The 18,475-nt window shown below is 75.4% G+C and carries 16 protein-coding genes, 1 pseudogene and 2 riboswitches; of the genes and pseudogenes, 11 read left to right on the forward strand and 6 right to left on the reverse strand.

Features of this window, described 5'->3' with window-relative positions; translation table 11 throughout:
• The first annotated feature begins 66 nt into the window (after positions 1–66).
• From BMZ50_RS19010 to BMZ50_RS19025, 4 genes are read left to right on the forward strand one after another with little or no spacing between them, the layout of a single operon-like run.
• Positions 67–735 carry an ABC transporter permease gene (locus BMZ50_RS19010; RefSeq protein WP_218146344.1) on the forward strand — a complete coding sequence of 223 codons (669 nt, stop codon included), beginning with the start codon at positions 67–69 and terminating at the stop codon, positions 733–735.
• Positions 732–1,952, forward strand: coding sequence for a betaine/proline/choline family ABC transporter ATP-binding protein (locus tag BMZ50_RS19015; protein WP_091328173.1), 1,221 nt, complete (start codon positions 732–734; stop codon positions 1,950–1,952). Before BMZ50_RS19010 ends, BMZ50_RS19015 begins: the two co-directional genes overlap by 4 nt.
• 2 nt (positions 1,953–1,954) lie before the next feature.
• A complete protein-coding gene (locus tag BMZ50_RS19020) occupies positions 1,955–2,746 on the forward strand; it encodes an ABC transporter permease (RefSeq protein ID WP_218146345.1) in 792 nt (263 codons plus the stop codon).
• A 34-nt stretch (positions 2,747–2,780) separates the two neighbouring features.
• Entirely contained in the window at positions 2,781–3,752 is a 972-nt protein-coding gene (locus tag BMZ50_RS19025) for a glycine betaine ABC transporter substrate-binding protein (protein WP_091328176.1), read from the forward strand.
• A 123-nt stretch (positions 3,753–3,875) separates the two neighbouring features.
• Here BMZ50_RS19025 and BMZ50_RS25310 read toward each other — a convergent pair.
• Positions 3,876–5,138, reverse strand: a pseudogene (locus BMZ50_RS25310) (asparagine synthase-related protein); the annotation flags it as partial.
• 241 nt (positions 5,139–5,379) lie between these two features.
• On the opposite strand from BMZ50_RS25310, the gene BMZ50_RS19045 reads away from it, so the two are divergent.
• Positions 5,380–6,126: a glutamine amidotransferase-related protein gene (locus BMZ50_RS19045; RefSeq protein WP_091328179.1), complete on the forward strand. Its 747-nt coding sequence runs from the start codon at positions 5,380–5,382 to the stop codon at positions 6,124–6,126.
• A gap of 52 nt (positions 6,127–6,178) precedes the next feature.
• On the opposite strand, the gene thiC is transcribed toward BMZ50_RS19045, so the two are convergent.
• Both thiC and BMZ50_RS19055 read right to left on the reverse strand, forming a co-directional pair.
• Entirely contained in the window at positions 6,179–7,939 is a 1,761-nt protein-coding gene (gene thiC, locus BMZ50_RS19050; protein WP_091328182.1) for a phosphomethylpyrimidine synthase ThiC, read from the reverse strand.
• Positions 7,933–8,045: riboswitch (TPP riboswitch) on the reverse strand. (Overlaps the previous gene by 7 nt.)
• Positions 8,046–8,067: 22 nt before the next feature.
• Entirely contained in the window at positions 8,068–8,913 is an 846-nt protein-coding gene (locus tag BMZ50_RS19055; RefSeq protein WP_218146346.1) for an alpha/beta fold hydrolase, read from the reverse strand.
• 70 nt (positions 8,914–8,983) lie between these two features.
• On the opposite strand from BMZ50_RS19055, the gene BMZ50_RS19060 reads away from it, so the two are divergent.
• The 6 genes from BMZ50_RS19060 (at position 8,984) to BMZ50_RS19085 (ending at position 15,229) form a co-directional block, all read left to right on the forward strand.
• Complete coding sequence (locus tag BMZ50_RS19060; protein WP_091328186.1) at positions 8,984–10,711, forward strand: DEAD/DEAH box helicase; 1,728 nt, start codon at positions 8,984–8,986, stop codon at positions 10,709–10,711.
• Between the two features lie 118 nt (positions 10,712–10,829).
• Positions 10,830–10,928: riboswitch (TPP riboswitch) on the forward strand.
• Positions 10,922–11,710 (forward strand): hydroxyethylthiazole kinase, encoded by a 789-nt coding sequence (thiM, locus tag BMZ50_RS19065; RefSeq protein WP_091328189.1) that lies wholly within the window; start codon positions 10,922–10,924, stop codon positions 11,708–11,710. Its footprint overlaps the riboswitch before it by 7 nt.
• A complete protein-coding gene (gene thiE / locus BMZ50_RS19070; RefSeq protein ID WP_091328193.1) occupies positions 11,707–12,372 on the forward strand; it encodes a thiamine phosphate synthase in 666 nt (221 codons plus the stop codon). The genes thiM and thiE overlap by 4 nt, the downstream gene beginning before the upstream one ends.
• On the forward strand, positions 12,369–13,196 hold the full coding sequence (gene thiD / locus BMZ50_RS19075; RefSeq protein ID WP_245753739.1) for a bifunctional hydroxymethylpyrimidine kinase/phosphomethylpyrimidine kinase: 828 nt from the start codon (positions 12,369–12,371) through the stop codon (positions 13,194–13,196). The genes thiE and thiD overlap by 4 nt, the downstream gene beginning before the upstream one ends.
• A 75-nt stretch (positions 13,197–13,271) precedes the next feature.
• The gene (locus tag BMZ50_RS19080; protein ID WP_091328196.1) at positions 13,272–14,627 is read left to right on the forward strand and encodes a DNA polymerase IV; all 1,356 of its coding nucleotides are present in this window, start codon (positions 13,272–13,274) and stop codon (positions 14,625–14,627) included.
• On the forward strand, positions 14,624–15,229 hold the full coding sequence (locus tag BMZ50_RS19085) for a class I SAM-dependent methyltransferase (RefSeq protein WP_091328199.1): 606 nt from the start codon (positions 14,624–14,626) through the stop codon (positions 15,227–15,229). Before BMZ50_RS19080 ends, BMZ50_RS19085 begins: the two co-directional genes overlap by 4 nt.
• 75 nt (positions 15,230–15,304) lie before the next feature.
• On the opposite strand, the gene BMZ50_RS19090 is transcribed toward BMZ50_RS19085, so the two are convergent.
• From BMZ50_RS19090 to BMZ50_RS19100, 3 genes are all read right to left on the reverse strand, one after another.
• The gene (locus tag BMZ50_RS19090; RefSeq protein ID WP_091328204.1) at positions 15,305–15,694 is read right to left on the reverse strand and encodes a hypothetical protein; all 390 of its coding nucleotides are present in this window, start codon (positions 15,692–15,694) and stop codon (positions 15,305–15,307) included.
• Between the two features lie 103 nt (positions 15,695–15,797).
• The gene (locus BMZ50_RS19095) at positions 15,798–17,105 is read right to left on the reverse strand and encodes a CoA transferase (RefSeq protein WP_091328207.1); all 1,308 of its coding nucleotides are present in this window, start codon (positions 17,103–17,105) and stop codon (positions 15,798–15,800) included.
• Between the two features lie 135 nt (positions 17,106–17,240).
• Positions 17,241–18,428, reverse strand: a complete 1,188-nt coding sequence (locus BMZ50_RS19100) for a PucR family transcriptional regulator (protein ID WP_091328209.1) — start codon at positions 18,426–18,428, stop codon at positions 17,241–17,243.
• Positions 18,429–18,475 lie beyond the last annotated feature (47 nt).

The raw sequence follows: 18,475 nt of genomic DNA on the forward strand, positions 1-18,475 counted from the left end.
GGATTTGCATTGCCTGCACGATCTCTGAATCGTCTGTCCGCACCGACACCCCGGCCTCCATGGCCGATGCACCCGGGAGGAGCCGACATCCTGGACTTCCTCGACTTCGTGTGGCAGCGGCGCGAGGAGGTCCTGCAGCGCAGCCTCGAGCACGTCGGCCTCGTCGCCGCCGCCGTGGCGCTCTCCGCCGTGCTCGGCGTCCTCCTCGGCCTGCTCACCTACCGCAACGCCACCGCCCGGACCGCCGTGATCGCGGCCACCGGGACCTTCCTGACCATCCCCTCCTTCGCCCTCTTCGTCCTCCTGCTCGGCATCGTCGGACTGGGGACGGCGCCGGTGGTCATCGCGCTCACCATGTACGGGCTGCTGCCCGTCGTGCGGAACACCGTCACCGGCCTGCTCCAGGTGGACCCGGCGATCGTGGAGTCCGCGCAGGGCATGGGGCTGTCCCGGCGGCAGCGACTGCTGCAGATCGAGCTGCCGATCGCGTGGCCGGTCGTGCTCACCGGCATCCGCGTCAGCACGGTGGTCCTGGTGGGCATCGCCGCGATCGGGGCGATCGTCAACGGGCCCGGCCTGGGCCACTTCATCTTCAACGGGCTGGCCCGGGTGGCGACCCCGGTCGCCGTCGACCTGGTGCTCACCGGCATCGTCGGCGTCGTCATCGTCGCGATCCTGTTCGACGCCGTGTTCACCCTGCTGGGCAAGCTGACCACCTCGGAGGGCCTGCGATGACCGAGCGCCCCGCGCGGACGACCGGGAGCGACCGGCCGATGATCCGCCTGGAGCACCTCACCAAGGCCTACCCCCGCCAGCCGCACCCCGCGGTGCAGGACCTGACGCTGGACGTGCCCGAGGGGGAGATCGTCGTCCTCGTCGGCCCGTCCGGCTGCGGGAAGACGACCACCATGAAGATGATCAACCGGATCATCGAGCCGACGTCCGGCCGGATCGTGCTCGACGGCGAGGACGTCACGGGCGCCGACCCCGACCAGCTGCGCCGCCGCATCGGCTACGTCATCCAGCAGATCGGGCTGTTCCCGCACCGGACGATCGCCGAGAACATCGGCACCGTGCCGCGGGTCCTCGGCTGGAACCGGCGGCGCATCGCCGCGCGCGTCGACGAGCTCCTGGAGACCATCGGCATGGATCCGGCCGTCTACCGCGACCGCTACCCCAAGGAGCTCTCCGGCGGGCAGCGGCAGCGGGTCGGCGTCGCCCGCGCCCTCTCCGCCGACCCCGACGTCATGCTCATGGACGAACCGTTCGGGGCGATCGACCCGATCACCCGGGAGCGCCTGCAGAACGAGTTCCTCCGGCTGCAGTCGGAGGTGCGCAAGACGATCGTCTTCGTCACCCACGACATCGACGAGGCGATCAAGATGGGTGACCGGATCGCCATCCTCCGCGAGGGATCGGAGGTGGTGCAGTACGACACCCCCGAGCGGATCCTCACCGCCCCCGCCGACGAGTTCGTCTCCGACTTCATCGGCGCCGGCGCCTCCCTCAAGCGGCTCAACCTCAGCCGGGTCCGGGACATCGAACTGAGCCGCCGGCCCACCGTCGGCGAGGACGCCACCGCCGAGGAGGCGCTGGGTGTGCTGCGCGCCTCCAGCCACCCCGCCGTCCTCGTCCTCGACCGGCAGGGCCGGCCCCGCCGGTGGCTGGGGGAGGCCGATCTGAAGCGCGCGGACGGCCGGCCCCTGACCTCGCTCGGAATGCCGCCGGAGGCCGTCGTCGAGCCGCACGCCACCCTCAGCGACGCGCTCAACGAGCTCATCGCCGCCTCCTACAGCATCGCCACCGTCGTCGACGGCGCCGGCGTCTACCAGGGCGTCGTCGACATCGACCGGATCAGCGACGCCATCCGCGCCATGCGCGGGCACGGGCGCCGGCCCGCGGACACCGCTGCGGTGGAGGACGGCGTGCACGGTCCGGCCGGGAGCGCCTGACCGTGGCCGCGCCCACCGCCTACTCCCCGACCCGCCCCGCCGCGCCGCGGAACAAGGGGCCCGGGATCCGCGGCCGGCTGCTCGGCTGGCTGGCGATGCCGGTCGCGCTCGCCCTGGCCTGCCTGGGGCTCTGGCTCTACGTCCGGGCGCAGGACCTGGACACCATCGAGGCGCGGAGCCTGAACGCGGACACCATCCGCACCGCGGTGGTCCGCCACATCGAGCTCGCGGCCGTCTCGACCGTGCTGGTGGTGGTCATCGCGGTGCCGCTGGGCATCCTGCTCACCCGCCCGTTCACCCGGCGGTACCGCGGGGCGCTGCTCACCGTGGCCAACATCGGCCAGGCGGTGCCGACCATCGGCGTGCTGGCCCTGCTCGCCGTCGCCTTCTTCTTCCTCGGCTTCTGGGCCGCGATCGTCGGCCTGGTCGTCTACGCCGTCCTGCCGGTGCTGCGCAACACGATGGTGGGCCTGGAGCAGGTCGATCCCGCGGTGCTCGAGGCCGGTCGCGGCATGGGCCTGTCCCGGGGTCAGGTGCTGCGCGAGCTGGAACTGCCGCTCGCCGTCCCCGTGATCCTCGCGGGCGTGCGCACCGCGCTGGTCATCAACATCGGGACGGCGACCCTCGCGGCCTACATCAACGGCGGCGGCCTGGGCAGCATCATCGTCGCCGGCTTCTCCACGAACCGGTTCCTCGTCTCGCTGACCGGGGCCGTGCTGACCGCCGTCCTGGCCCTGCTCGTCGACCACCTCGCCGGCATCGCCGAGGACCTGCTCCGGCCCCAGGGCCTCTGACCTCAGCACCACCCGCCCAGAGAGAGGAACACCCATGACGACGAGGAGATGGCCCGCAGCGGCCGTGCTCGGGGTCAGCGCCCTGCTGCTTTCGGCCTGCGGGGGCGACACGGACCTGAGCGACGCGGGCGGAGGCGGCGGGGACGCCGCGGCCGGCGGCTCGATCGCTGCCGACTACGACCTCTCCGGGCTGTCGGCCACGGTCGGCTCCAAGGAGTTCACCGAGTCGCAGATCCTCGGCCAGATCACCCTCGCCGCGCTCCAGGCCGCCGGTGCCGACGTCAGTGACCAGACCGGGCTGACCGGCACCGACACCGTGCGCGCCGCCCTGGAGTCCGGCGACATCGACATGTACTGGGAGTACACCGGCACCGGCTGGGTGAACATCCTCGGCAACACCACCACCGAGCTGCCCGAGAACCTCCACCGGGCGGTCTCGGACGCCGACGCGGCGAACGGTGTCGCCTGGCTGGAGCCCGCGCCGTTCGAGGACACCTACCGGATCGCCGCCACGTCGGCATTCGCGGAGGAGCACGGCCTGGAGACGATGACCGAGGTCGCCGGGTACGTGCAGGCCAACCCGGCGGAGGGCACGCTCTGCGCGGCCAGCGAGTTCCTCAACCGGGACGACGGCCTGCCGGGACTGCAGCAGGCCTACGGCTTCGAGTTCAGCGAGGTCGTGGAGCTGGACCTCGGCCTGATCTACACGCAGGTCGGCGAGAGCTGCAACTTCGGGGAGGTCTTCTCCACCGACGCGCGGATCGTCTCCAACGACCTCGCCGTGATCGACGACGACCAGAGCTTCTTCGTCCCCTACAACGGTGCGCTGACCGTGCGGCAGGACGTGCTGGACGAGAACCCCGAGCTCGCCGACCTCATGGGGGAGATCAGCGCGCTGCTCACCGACGACACGATCACCGAGCTGAACTCCCGGGTGGACAACGACGGCGAGGAGTACGACGCGGTGGCCCAGCAGTTCCTGCGGGACAACGGCTTCATCGACTGAGCCGCACCACCCGGCCGCCAGCTCCGGCCCCGCGACGCTGGCCAGCACCGCGCCCAGCGGGTCCTCCCCGGCGGAGGACCAGGAGTCCGCGAGCACCCGGTCGACCAGGTCTCCCACCCCGGTGCCCTCGTCGAACTGCGCCTTGGTGCGCCACACGATGTCGGGGGGCAGCAGGTCGGCGACGGCCTGGCGCAGGACCCACTTCTCCGGCCCGCCGGCCGGCAGCTTGAGCTCGACCGGCACGCGCAGCGCGGTGTCGATGAAGTCCAGGTCCAGGAACGGCACCCGGGCCTCGAGGCTGTGCGCCATGGTCATCCGGTCCACCCGCTGCAGGTTGACGTGGTGCATCTCGCCGAGCGAGCGCACCAGCTCGGCGTGCAGCAGGTCCCGCGGGACATCCGCGTGGTACCGGTAGCCCGCGAACAGCTCATCGGCGCCCTCCCCGGTCAGCACCACCTTGACGTACCGGGCGGCGAGCTCGGAGACGAACCAGGTGGGGACGGCGCTGCGCACGAGGTCCGGGTCCGTGGACTCCAGCGACCACACGATGCGCGGCAGCGCCGCGGCGATCTCGCGCGGGTGCACGACCCGCTCGTGGTGGACCGTCCCGAGGTGCTCGGCCACCCGCCGCGCGGCGGCGAGATCCGGGCTGCCGGCCAGGCCCACCGCGAAGGTGCGCAGCCCGGGCACCCGGCGGGCCAGCAGCGCGCAGATGGCGCTGGAGTCCAGCCCACCCGAGAGGAAGGCACCCACCGGCACGTCGGCCATGAGGTGCCGGTCCACCGAGCGCTCCAGTGCCGCGCGCACGGCGCGCACGTGCGCCTCCGCCGGGCGGGGCTCGGGGTCGGGCGCCGGGACGGAGCCGAAACGGGTGACGCCGGTGCGGGAGGACCACAGCGTGCCGGGGGCCAGCGGCTGCACCTCACGGGTGCCGGGCGGCAAGGCCTTCACCTCGGAGGCGAAGACGGTGTCGGCGCCCCGGCGGCCGACGTAGAGCGGCTTGATCCCCATCGGGTCGCGGCCGACCAGCAGCTCGCCGTCGCGCTGCACCGCGAAGGCGTACATGCCCCGCAGCCGGGCCGCCGCCGCCGCGTCGTCGCGACCCGCGGCGTCGGAACCCGCGCCGGCGTCGCGACCGCCGAGCAGCCGCAGGACCACCTCGCTGTCGGAGCCGGTCTGCCAGGAACCCCCGCCGGCGAGCTCGGCGCGCAGCCCGGGAGCGTTGTAGATCTCCCCGTTGACGACCACGACGACCGCGCCGTCGACGATCGGCTGGGCGCCGTGCTCCGGGTCGACGATGGACAGCCGCCGGTGCCCCAGCACGGAGGACCCGGTCGCGTGCACCCCGGCGGCGTCGGGGCCACGGTGGGCGAGGGCCGCGGTCATGGTTTCGACGTCCTCCGGCGCGACGGCTCCCCACCCGCCGGCGATGCCGCACACGGGTTCCTCGCCTCCTCCGGGGACGGCGCCCCCCTCGTCCGACCGTATCCCCGCCCGTCGGGAGCCGCCCGGTGGACGACGCGCCGATCCGTGACCGGGTCGACATCGTGTCGACACCGCGCCGTGCGGCCCGGCGCGTCATCCTTCGCGCGCAGCACCCACCGGGGGCGCAGGAGAGCGGGGTGCCGTGGAGGCAGTGGTGTGGCAGGGCAGCGGCGAGGCCTGGCCGGGGACGTCGTGGGCCGACCCGGTCCACCGGCTGCTCGTCCGGCTGGGCTGGCGGGTGACGCTCGTGCCGTGGGGGGCCACCGGGGCGGAGCACCGGGGCCGGGCCGGCGTGCTGCACGTCTTCAGCGGCGGCGAGGAGCCGGTCGGCTCGGGGTCCGCGGCCATGCTGGACCGGCTCGCCGCCGTTGCCGCCGCGCTCGGGACCGCGCAGCAGGACGGGTGCGCGGTCGTGGGGATCTGCCTGGGCGCCCAGATGATCGCCGCGGCCGGCGCGGGCCTGCCGCCACGGCCGGTCGCCGGCGGGGGAGAGGCCGGGCTGACCACCGTGCGCGGCGCCGAACCCGGCGTCCGGGACCTGGTGGTGGCCACCGCCCACGTCGCCGAGGTGCCCGAGGAGATCCTCGCCGTCCCCGGGGTGCGGCACCTGTGGAGCAACCCGGTCACGACCGTCCAGGGCTTCGGCTGGGGCGAGCGGGTCGTCGGCGTGCAGTTCCACCCGGAGCTGTCCGCGGAGGAGGGGCGGCGGGCGGCCCTGAGCTTCCGGCAGGGGTTCGCCGCGCCCCCGGTGGATGCCCCCGACCAGGCGGTCGACCCCCGCCGCACCCTGCAGACGATCCTGCGGGCGGCCGGGGCACACCGGCTGGTCGCGGACCGGGAGCGGCGCGAGACCCCCGAGGTCGCCGCGGCACCGGCCGTCCGGGGCTGAGACGCGGCGTCCCAGGGCCCTCCACGCGGAGGGCCCGGGGACGCCGCGTGGGCTACTCGGCCAGCGGCAGGTACAGCCGACCGCCACGGTCGGTGTACTCGGCCGCCTTCTCCCGCATCCCGGCCTCGATCGCCTCCGCGTCGGTCAGCCCACGGTCCTCGGCGAACCGGCGGACATCCTGGCTGATCCGCATGGAGCAGAAGTGCGGGCCGCACATCGAGCAGAAGTGGGCGGTCTTGGCCGGGGCCGCCGGCAGCGTCTCGTCGTGCATCGAGCGGGCACTGTCCGGGTCGAGGGCCAGGTTGAACTGGTCCTCCCAGCGGAACTCGAACCGGGCGTCGGACAGCGCGTCGTCCCAGGCCTGCGCGCCGGGGTGCCCCTTGGCCAGGTCCGCGGCGTGGGCGGCGATCTTGTACGCGATCATCCCGTCCTTGACGTCGTCCCGGTCGGGGAGACCCAGGTGCTCCTTGGGCGTGACGTAGCAGAGCATCGCCGTCCCGTGCCAGGCGATCATCGCCGCCCCGATGGCCGAGGTGATGTGGTCGTAGGCCGGCGCGATGTCGGTGGTCAGCGGCCCGAGCGTGTAGAACGGCGCCTCGCCGCAGATCTCCTGCTGGAGGTCGACGTTCTCCTTGATCCGGTGCATCGGCACGTGCCCGGGGCCCTCGACCATCACCTGGACGTCGTGCTCCCACGCGATGCGGGTCAGCCCCCCGAGGGTGCGCAGTTCGGCGAACTGGGCCTCGTCGTTGGCGTCGGCGATGCTGCCCGGGCGCAGCCCGTCGCCGAGGGAGAAGGTCACGTCGTAGCGCCGCAGGATCTCGCAGAGCTCGGCGAAGTGGGTGTAGAGGAAGTTCTCCTCGTGGTGGGCCAGGCACCAGGCGGCCATGATCGAGCCGCCACGGCTGACGATGCCGGTCTTCCGCCGCGCGGTGAGCGGCACGTAGCGGAGCAGCACGCCGGCGTGGACGGTCATGTAGTCCACGCCCTGCTCGCACTGCTCGACCACGGTGTCCCGGTAGACCTCCCACGACAAGGCCTCCGCCCGGCCGCCCACCTTCTCCAGTGCCTGGTAGAGCGGCACCGTCCCGATGGGGACGGGGGAGTTGCGCAGGATCCACTCCCGGGTGGTGTGGATGTTGCGGCCGGTGGAGAGGTCCATGACCGTGTCGGCGCCCCACCGGGTCGCCCAGGTCATCTTCTCGACCTCCTCCTCGATCGAGGAGGCCACCGCCGAGTTGCCGATGTTGGCGTTCACCTTCACCAGGAACTCCCGGCCGATGACCATCGGCTCGGACTCCGGGTGGTTGACGTTGGCCGGCAGGACGGCGCGGCCGCGGGCGATCTCGTCCCGGACCTGCTCGGCCGGAACACCCTCGCGGACGGCGACGAACTCCATCTCCGCGGTCACGGTCCCCCGGCGGGCGTGGGCCAGCTGGGTCACCGGCGCACCGGGGAGCCCCCGCTGCGGGCGCCGCCCCTCCCGCGCGAACACCGCGTCGAGCCCGCGCAGGTCCCCGGTCCGGCGGCCGTCGTCCTCCGGCCGCGGCGGGCGGCCGTCGTAGATCTCGGTCTCCGCGCGCTCGGCGATCCACTCCGCCCGCAGCGGCGGCAGGCCGCGGCGGACGTCGGCCTCGTACGCGGGGTCGGTGCACGGCCCGGAGGTGTCGTAGAGGACGACGGCGTCCCCGGTCGTCAGCGTCACCTCCCGCATCGGCACCCGCATCCCGGGCCGCGGTCCCGGCAAGTACGTCTTGCGGCTGCCCACGGCGCCGCCGGTGGTGGTGGACGAGGTCTCGGACGCAGCCGTCATCGGCTCTCCCTCCCTACGCCGGTATGACCCGGATCAGGTTGTGGCGGTCAGCGGCCGTCTCAGCCGACTTCTCAGCCCGGTACGCCGGGCTCCCGCGGTGGCAGGGAGGACTGTAGCCACCGCCCGGGTCAGGCCTCGACGCGCTCCAGGAAGCGGCGCAGCGTCTCCACGAAGACCTCCGGCTGCTCGGAGTGCACCCAGTGACCGGCGTTCTTGACCCGCACCAGCCGGGTGGAGGGGAAGAGCTGCTCCATGCGCGGGCGGTCCTCGGGCAGCACGTAGGCGGAGTCCGCCCCGGCGATCCACAGCACCGGCCCGTCGTACCGCGCACCCGCCGGCGGCTCGGGGAAGTCGCGCAGCTCGCCCAGGTCGCGCTCGAGCAGCTCCAGGTTCAGCCGCCACCGCCAGCCGCCGCCCTCACCGGGCCCCTCCCGGACCAGGCTCTGCAGCAGGAACGAGCGGACCATCCGGCTGGGGACGGCGGTGCGCAGCGCGGCGTCGGCGTCCTCGCGGGTCGTCAGGGAGTCGAGGTCGAGCGCCCGCATGGCGGCGATGTACGCGGCGAAGGGGGAGGCCTCCTCGTCGGGGTCGTCGGTGCGGCCGCCGGAGACGGGGTAGTCGGTCGGGGCGATGTCGACGACGACCAGCGCGCGCAGCAGCTCCGGGTGGCGCAGCGCCAGCTGCATCGCCACCTTGCCGCCCATCGAGTGCCCGACGAGGGTGACCGGCTCGCCGAACGACCGCAGCTCCGCGGCCACCATCTCGGTCATGTCGAGGTAGTCGACCCGGTCGGTCCACGGCGAGTGCCCGTGGTTGGGCAGGTCGACCAGGGTGACCCGGTGGTCGCCGGCCAGGCCCTTGCCGATCGTCGTCCAGTTCCTTCCCTGGCCGAACAGGCCGTGCACGAACACCACCCGCGGGCCGGTCTCACCCAGGGCCCGGGCGTGCAGCCGCTCCTCGGAGTTCGCGCTCACCCGGCGATTCCACCAGATCCGCGCCGGCCGCCGACCTACCGTCGTCGACCGACGAAGGGGGAGCACACCCATGCCCGGACGGCGCCGCCGGACGACCACCCGCTCGACCGGCACCACCCGCACCGCGACGACGACCCGCCGGAAGGCGGCGGCCCGCCGCACCGCCACGCCCGTCCCCGAGCGGCCGGTCGCCGGCCCGGGGGAGCGGGTGTGGGTGCTGGCCGTCCCGTTCCGGGCGCCGGCGCCGGGTGCCCAGTGGCGGCCGGACCTGCAGGCGCACGTGTGGGTGGGCCGCGAGCTGCCGCCGGAGCTGGCGCCCTACGACCCGCCGCCGTACACCTTCGAGCGCTTCCTCGAGGACGAGCTCAACGCCACCCCGCGCCCGGTCCCCTCGACCCGGCCGCTGGTGCCGCGCGAGGAGCAGGCGACCGGCGCCGAGGCGGTGGTGGCCTCCGCCGCGGCCGGGCACCGGGTGTTCCTGCTCGGTGACGACCCGGGGGTGGGCAAGACCGGGACCGCCGTCCTGGCCGCCCGCGAGATCTGCGAGCTCCGGGGCGGCGACCGTGTCCTCGTCGTCGCCGACCGGCCGGCGGCCATCACCATCCCGCACTGGACCCGGTCGATCGCCGGCTTCGGCGACGGCGGGCTGCGCTGGTGCGTCACCACCTGGGACCGGCTGGCCAAGGTGGCCAGGCTGCGGTTCGACGTCGTCATCGCCGACGAGGCGCACATGGTCCGGCACACGACGACGCAGCGCTGGAAGCACTGGAAGGCGGTCTCCGGCGCCGGGCGGGTCAAGGACGCGCCGTTCGTCATCGCCGCCACCGCCACCCCGGCGCACACCCCGCTGGAGCTGCCCTACCTGGCACCGCAGTTCGCCCAGCGCCACGGCGAGCCGCTGCGGGCCTGGGCCGACCTGCCGGCGAAGCTGGCCGAGCACGGGTTCCACGTGGAACGCGGCCGCTACGGCTGGGCCTGGACCGAGGACGCCGAGCGCCGCCGCACCGACCTCGCGCGGCTGCAGGGCTGGCTGGCCGAGGGGAACCCGCCCGCCACGCTGCACCGCCCGGCGCCGTGGGGCCCGGTGTCGGTCACCGGGACGCCGGTCGCGCTGACCCCGGCCGAGCGCGCCGCCTACGAGTCGGAGTGGCAGGAGTTCCGGGCCGAGATGCAGCTGGCCCGGCGGGCCCGGCAGACCGCGCGCGGGCGGGCGGCGCTGCTGCGGTTCCGGCAGAAGGCCGGCCTGATCCGCGCCTCGGCCACGGTCGACTGGGTGAAGGCACAGGTCGAGGCCGAGCGTCAGGTCGCGGTGTCGGTGGAGTTCGTGGAGACGGCGGCCGACCCGATCCGCGAGGCGCTGCTCGACTCGGGGATCGCGGTGGCCGCCATCTACGGCCGCGACCGGTTCGACGTCGAGGCCGAGCGGCTGCGCTTCCAGACCGGGGAGGCGCCGGTCTGCGTGTTCACCGTGACCGCGTCGATCAGCCTGCACGCCGGCGAGCTGCTGCCGTCGGGTTCGGCGGCGTCGGGCACGCCCCGGGTCGGGCTGTTCCACCAGCCGCGCTTCTCCGGCATCCAGGCACGGCAGGTCACCGGGCGCACCCACCGGGACGGCCAGGTGTCCCCCTGGCGGGTGGCGTTCGCCGAGGACACCGTGGAGGAGCAGGTCGCGCGGGTGATGGTGGAGCGGCTGGCGGTCAGCGGGTCCACCGCGGGCGCGGACACCTCGTCGCTGCAGGAGATCGCCGAACTGCTCGACGCCGACTGGCTGCCGCCCGCCGTGCTCACCGACGCCTGAGCACGCGACGGACTCGATCATGGGGTTGTTGCCCCCCGCCACGCCGGTCTCGCGCGTGTCCCGCGGCAACAACCCCATGATCGCGGCCGGACGACGCGCCGGTGTTACGTTCGGAGGCGTACGTGGCACGGGGTGTCCCCGCCCCTCGGGGACTGAGAGCACACCCGTCGAACCTGCTCCAGTTCGCACTGGCGAAGGGATGTCACCGGCATGTCCGCCGTCGACCTGCGCGCCGCCCACGCGGCGCTGCGCGCCCGCACCCCCCTGGTGCACTGCCTGACCAACACGGTGGTGCAGACGATCACCGCCAACGCCCTGCTCGCCGCCGGCGCCGCACCGGCGATGGTCGACGCACCCGAGGAGGCCGGCGACTTCGCCGCGGTCGCCTCCGCGGTGCTGGTCAACGTGGGCACGGTGAACGCGCGTACCGCCGAGGCGATGCGCCTGGCGGCCCGCTCGGCCGGCGCGGCCGGGACCCCGTGGGTCCTGGACCCGGTCGCCGTGGGCGCCCTGGCCTACCGGACGCAGCTGGCCGCCGAGCTGGTCGAGCTGCGGCCCACGGTGGTGCGCGGCAACGCCTCGGAGGTCATGGCGCTGGCCGGCGCCGGGGGCGGTGGCCGCGGCGTGGACAGCACCGACAGCACCGACGATGCGGCGAAGGCCGCCGCCGAGCTCGCCGCCCGCACCGGCGGGGTGGTCGCCGTCAGCGGCGCGGTCGACCTGGTCACCGACGGGCGGCGGACGGTCCGGGTGGGCGGGGGTTCGCCGCTGCTGACCCGCACCACCGGCGCCGGCTGCGTGCTCGGCGCCCTGGTGGCGGCCTACGTGGCGGCCACCGACGACCCGTTCACCGGAACGGTGGCCGCGCACGCGCACGTCGCCGTCGCCGCCGAGCGGGCGGCGCGGATCACCGCCGGCCCGGGGACCTTCGCGCCCGCCTGGCTCGACGCGCTGGACGCCGTCGACGGGGCGGCCCTGGCCGGGGCGGAGCTGCGATGAGGCCCCCGTTCGACCCGACCCTCTACCTGGTCACCGACACCGGGTTGTCCCGGCCGCGGCCGGTCGCCGACGTCGTCCGCGCCGCGGTGGCCGGCGGCGTGACCGCCGTCCAGGTGCGGGACAAGACCGCCTCCCGCCGGGAGCTGCTCGAGCTGACCCGGACCGTGCAGACCGCGCTCGCCGACCGGCCGGACGTCGCCGTGATCGTCAACGACGCGGTCGACGTCGCCCTGATCGCCGGCGCCGACGGCGTGCACGTGGGCCAGGACGACCTGCCCCCGGCCGAGGTGCGGGCGCTGCTCGGCCCCGGCCGGCTGGTGGGGTTCAGCGTCTCCTCGGTCGACGAGCTCGACGTCGCGCTCGCGCAGCCGGCCGGCACGCTCGACCTCGTCGGCATCGGCCCGGTGTGGGCGACCCCCACCAAGCCGGACGCCGGCAACGCCCTGCGCCCCGACGGCGTACGCGCGCTGGCCGCCGCCGCCCGGGCCGGCGGGCTGACCACGGTGGCGATCGGCGGGATCGACGCCACGCGGGCGGCCGAGGTGGCCGCGACCGGGGTGGACGGCCTCTGCGTCGTCTCGGCGGTGTGCGTCGCGCCGGACCCTGCCGCGGCCGCGCGTGCACTCCGCACCGCCATCGAGCAGGGCCGGGTGGCCGCGTGAGCGGCGGGCGGGCAGGGGTGCCCACAGCGCTGACCGTCGCGGGCAGCGACCCCAGTGGCGGCGCGGGCATCCAGGCCGACCTGAAGACCTTCAGCGCGCTCGGCGCCTACGGGACGGCGGTGCTGACCGCGCTCACCGCCCAGAACACCCGCGGGGTCACCGGGGTGCACTCCGTGCCCGCCGACTTCGTGGCCCAGCAGCTGCACACCCTGCTCGACGACGTCGAGGTACACGCCACGAAGCTCGGCATGCTGGGTACCCGGGAGGTGGTCCGCGCGGTGACCGGCGTCCTCGCCGAGCACCCCGCCGGGCCGGTCGTCTGCGACCCGGTGATGGTGGCGACCAGCGGTGACCGGCTCATCGACGACGCCGCGGTGGACGCCGTCCGCACCGACCTGCTGCCGCTGGTCGACCTCGTCACACCCAACGTTCCCGAGGCGGCGGTGCTGCTCGACCGGCCGGCCGCCACCGACGTCGACGAGCTGCCCGGCCAGGCCACCGCGCTGCTGGCGCTCGGCCCGAAGGCGGTGCTGCTCAAGGGCGGCCACCTCGGCGGCGAGGAGAGCGTGGACGTGCTGGCCACCACGGCCGGCGTGACGGTCACCCGGCGGCCCCGCGTGGCGACGACGGCGACGCACGGCACCGGCTGCACGCTGTCCTCGGCGCTCGCGGCCCTCGCCGCCCACCACCGCACCGACGACTGGGTCCGGCTGGTCGACCCCGCGCGGGACTACCTGCAGCGGGCACTCGTCGCCGGCGCCGGGCTGGGCATCGGGTCCGGGCACGGCCCGGTGCACCACTTCGCCGGCATCTGGGGGCAGTGACCCTGTCGTCCTACCGGACGACACCGCGGCCACGTGCCCTCCCATGGAGGCGGACCGGCGACAGGGAGGTGGGGCGTGCGGCGGGAGGCGAGCATCCTCCACCTGGACCTCGACGCCTTCTTCGCCGCGGTCGAGCAGCGGGACAAGCCGTCGCTGCGCGGGCGGCCGGTGGTGGTCGGCGGTGTCGGCGGCCGCGGGGTGGTGGCGACGGCGTCCTACGAGGCGCGGGCCTACGGCGCCCGGTCGGCGATGGCGACGGCCGAGGCACGGCGGCGGTGCCCTCCGGGGACGGCGTTCCTGGGCGGCCGGTTCAGCGCCTACCGGCGCACCTCCGACGTCGTGATGGAGCTGCTGCGCGAGCTCTCCCCGCTGGTGGAGCCGGTGTCGATCGACGAGGCCTACGTCGACCTGGCCGCCGGTGAGGTGCGCGACCTGTCGGTGGACGGCGTGACGGAACTGGCCCGCGGGCTCAAGGCGCGGATCGCCGAGGCGACGGGCGGGGTGACCGGGTCGGTCGGGATCGGCTCGTCGAAGCTCATGGCGAAGATCGCCTCCGACCTCGACAAGCCCGACGGGCTGGTCGTCGTCCCTCCGGGCAGCGAGCTGGGCGTGCTGCACCCGCTGCCGGTGACCCGGCTGGGCGGGGTGGGGCCGGCAACCGCCGAGCGGCTGCACCAGGTCGGGGTGAGGACGGTGGCCGACCTCGCCGCCAAGTCGCTGCCCGACCTGATCGCGCTGGCCGGGCGGGCGCACGGGGCCGGGCTGTACGCGCTGGCCCGGGCCGAGGACGACCGCGCGGTGGTCGCCGAGCGGGAGGCGAAGTCGATCTCGCAGGAGTCGACGTTCGAGCGGGACCTCACCGACCTCGCCGTCCTCGGCCGGGAGATCGACGCGATGGCCGCCCGGGTCGCCGGCCGGCTGCGCGCCGCGGACTACTCGGGGCGCACGGTGACGCTGAAGCTGCGCCGCTACGACTTCACCACGCTGACCCGTTCGCAGACCCTGCCGCAGCCGACCGACGACCCGCGGACCATCGCCGCCATCGCCCGGCGGCTGCTCACCGAGGCCGGCACCCAGGGCGGGCTGCGGCTGCTCGGCGTCGGCGTCTCCGGGCTGTCCCTCTACGCGCAGGGCGACCTGTTCGCCTCCGACGAGGAGCCGGCGGCGCCCGACGAGGTGGCCGTGCCCGTCCAGCCCGGCCCCGCGGAGCCGGTCCTGGCACCCGCCGAGTCGCGGTGGTGGCCGGGGCAGGACGTGCACCACGACGAGCTCGGCCCCGGCTGGGTGTGGGGCCGCGGGCTGGGTCGGGTGACGGTGCGCTTCGAGGGGCCGCGCACCGCGCCGGGGCCCGTGCGCACCCTCGCCGCCGACGACCCCGCGCTGCACCCCGCCGAGCCGCCGGACTGGCGATCGGCGACGATCCCCGGGTGACCGAGCAGAGCATGTGGGTGCGGATGACCCAGGAGGACCCGGGCCACTCGGCTGCCTACGTGCAGCGCTTCCGGAGCCTCGCCGACCAGGGCTTCGATCTCGCGGGGGAGGCCCGCCTGGTCGACGCCATGCTCGGCCGCGGCTCCCGGGTGCTCGACGCCGGGTGCGGGCCGGGCCGGCTGGGTGGGTTCCTGCACGCCGCCGGGCACGACGTGGTGGGAGTGGACGTCGACCCGGTGCTGATCGCGGCCGCGGAGGAGGACCACCCCGGGCCGCGGTGGCTCGTCCGCGACCTCTCCGAGCTCGACCTGCCCGCCGCCGGCATCGACGAGCCGTTCGACGCGATCGTGTGCGCCGGGAACGTGATGACCTTCCTGGCGCCCAGCACGCGGGTGACCGTGCTGCGGCGGCTGCACGCGCACGCGGCCGCCGGCGGGCGGGCCACCATCGGGTTCGGTGCCGGCCGTGGCTACGGCTTCGACGAGTTCCTGGACGACGCCCGCGCCGCCGGATGGGTGCCGGAGCTGCTGCTGGCCACCTGGGACCTGCGCCCGTTCACCCCCGAGTCGGACTTCCTGGTCGCCGTCCTCCGCCCCGCCTGAGGGCGGACCGCATGTTCGTCGGTGGGTTCGGGGTCGGCGGGCCGGCTGCTGCGGGTCCGCCGGCACCGGGCCGGATCAGCGGTGCTGCGGCTCGATGCCGGTGACCGTGAAGTTCTCGCCGACCTCCACGGTCACCCGCTCGCCGCCGCGCGTCACCAGGTGCGCCTCGTAGGCGCCGTCGGAGTCGCTCTCCACCCGCCGGACCGTCGCGCCGGGGTACTCGGCCAGCGCGGCGTCGGTCACCCGCTCGGCGGTCGCCCCGGTGAGCGGCTGCTCGTGGGCGCGCCCGCCGTCCCGGTGGTCGCGGGCGTCGCCCTGGGTGACCGGGGACCGGTCGCGGAAGTCGTCCGTGGCGGCGTTGACCACCAGGGTTCCGGCGATCACGGCGCCGGCGAGCACCCCTGCCCCCACGAGCGCGGTCGACCGCGCCCGTCCCCGCGTGCGCTGCTGCACGTCGCCCGGCATGAGGACCTCCTGTGCCCGTTCGATCCCGACGAGCCCCCGCGCAGGACATGCTCCCGGAAAGAGCTGGCAAACGGCTGTGGAGGAGCTGGCAGTTCGGGAACGATCAGGTCCGGGGCCGCCAGGCCGGCCGGGTTCCCCCGACGAACTCGGCCGCCGCGCGCCAGGGCGGTGACCCCGGCGGTGCGACGAGCGTGACCGTCCCGGTCGCCGAGGGCAGCGTCACCAGGTAGCGCGCCGGGTCGACCGGCTCGCCGTCCTCCGCGGGTCGCCGGGGCGCAGAGAGCAGCCAGTGCGCGGTCCGCGCGAGGGAGAGCTCCCCGTGCCAGCCGCCGCCCTCCGCCCGCTGCCGGGCCAGGGCACCGAGCACCGTGGCGGCGGCGAGGTGGCCGGTCGCGTGGTCGAGGGCCTGGGCCGGCAGCACGCCCGGAGCGTCGGCCGTCCCGCACACCGCGGCGATCCCGGTCGCGGCCTGGACCAGCGAGTCGAACCCCCGCCGGTTCCGCCACGGGCCCTCGCCGCCCCACGCCGACAGACTCACCACGACCAGGTGCGGGTGCCGCTCGGCGAGCGCGGCGGGGTCCAGCCCGTAGGCGGCCAGCGCGCCGGGCCGGTACCCCTGCACGACGGCGTCCGCGGCCGCGAGGAGCTCCTCGACGGTCCGCCGGTCGGCCGGCGCGGCCAGGTCCAGCGCCACGTGCCGCTTCCCGGGGCCGGTGTCCACCAGCGCCGCCGGGTCCTCGGGCAGCCGCGGGCTGTCGATCCGGAGCACGTCGGCGCCGTACGAGGCCAGCGTGCGCGTCGCGACCGGACCCGCGATCACCCGGGTGAGGTCCAGCACGCGCAGCCCGGTGAGCCCGACCGCCCGCGGTGCGCCGTCGGCCACCCGGCGCAGCCCGATCAGCGGCAGTTCCGCGACGGCCCGGCCCTGCGGGGAGTTCGCCCACGCCGACGGCGTCCGGACCGCGGCGGCCGCGCCCCCGGCCGCGACGACGGCGGACTCCAGCTCCTCCGCGGCCCACCGGGCAGCGGCCGCCTCGACGTCCTCTCCGAGCACCCGCAGCGCCGCGGCCCGGTGGTGCGGGTAGTTCCCGTGCAGCCGCAGCCAGCCGTCGGCGGTCCGCCAGAACCGGGACAGCGGGGCGAAGCCCGGCCCGGCCGGCCGGCCGGCCACCTGCGCGTGTCGCTCGCTGCGGAAGGCCAGCCCGACGTGCGCGGCGTCCACCGCGACGGCGGCGTCCGTGACCGGCCGACGGGCGGCCAGCAGCTGGGCGGCGACCGCCCCCACGGCCAGGTCGGGCACCGGGAGCGGGCCGTCGAGACCGGTCGCGCCGGTGACCTCCACGGCCGGTGCCGGGGCGGCGGTCAGCAGCGCCCAGGCCTCGGCCAGCAGGCCGGCGCCGAGGGCGCTCATGCGCCCCGGCCGGTGATCCGCACCGCCGGTTCGGTGCACCAGTGCTGCCCCTGGCCGGCCGGACGCCGGTTCTCCCACCCGTGCGCCACCAGGAAGCTCCGCATGCGGTGATCGTAGGAACGGCTCCGCGCCGGGTCAGGGCTCCCTGGCGGCCAGCGCGAGGGTGAGCTCCAGCACGCACTGCGGGTCGTCGAGCCGGCTGCCGAACAACTCGCGCAGCTGGCCCATCCGGTACCGCACCGTCTGCGGGTGCACGAACAGCTCCGCCGCGATCCGCTCCCGGCGGCCGTGCAGCAGCAGCCACGAGCGCAGCGTCTCGACGAGCTTCTCCCGCGGGCCGGCCCCCAGCCCGTCCAGTGGGGCGAGCACCTGCGCGCGCAGGTCGGCCAGCGCCTCGCCGTCCGCCCGGAGGACGAGGTCGGCCAGGCGCTGCTCGGTGTCCACCGGGGCGTCGCCGTCCGGCCGCAGGCCCAGCTGCAGGGCGCGCAGCGCCCGCGAGTAGGACGCGCGCGCCTCCTGCCACGGCCGCGGGGGGCCGACGACGGCCTCCCGGCCCTGCAGCGCGCGCAGCAGCGTCGCCCGGGCGAACCCCTCCGCGTCGGGCACCAGGAGGACGGCGCGCTCGGCCGCCGGCTCCGCGCCCGGTAGGTCCTCGCCGGACTGCAGGGTGCGCGCGTCGAGCTGGCCGAGCGCTCCCCGCGCCCGGACCTCGGGCAGCAGCACCGCCGTCAGCGTGCGCGGCGGGGTCCAGTCGGCGCGCTCGGCCGCGGCCACCAGGTCGTAGGCCGGGCTCCCGGTGAGCAGCAGCTCGGCCAGCCGCTCCAGGTGCCGCCGGCGGAACCGCCCGCTGGTGGCGAGCTGATCGGCGTGCCCGGCCACGCTGGAGGCCGAGAGCTGGTCGATGTAGGCGAAGACCAGCTCGGCGAAGCGAGCCAGGGAGTCCACCGGCATGCCCGCGGCGACCGCGGTGGCGCTCATGTGCCGCCAGGCGACCCGGGCACCCACCCGGTAGGCGGCGAGCAGCGCGTCCATCGACCGCCCGCTGCGGGCCTCACCCCGGCCGAGCGCGTACGCCCCCTCCAGCGCCGGCCCGATCGGGCGGCTGGGGTCGGCGACGCTGGTCGCCGTCGCGAGCTCGAGGAAGCCGCCGAGCGCCAGCTGGACGGCGTTCTCGATGGCCCGCCCCATGTCGCCCCGGAACGCCTCGGTGTAGCCGGGCACCTCGACGACGATCGCGGCGACGGTCTGCTCGGCGACCGCCGGCAGCTCGGCCCGCATTGCGGCCACCACCCCCGGCGCGAACGTGGTGAGCTCCGGCACCATCCCCCCTCACTTGTTCCAGCCGAACAAAAACTACCGGTCTATTCACG

The organism is Geodermatophilus ruber, from assembly GCF_900114385.1.
In the GTDB taxonomy this organism is placed as follows: Bacteria; Actinomycetota; Actinomycetes; order Mycobacteriales; family Geodermatophilaceae; genus Geodermatophilus; species Geodermatophilus ruber.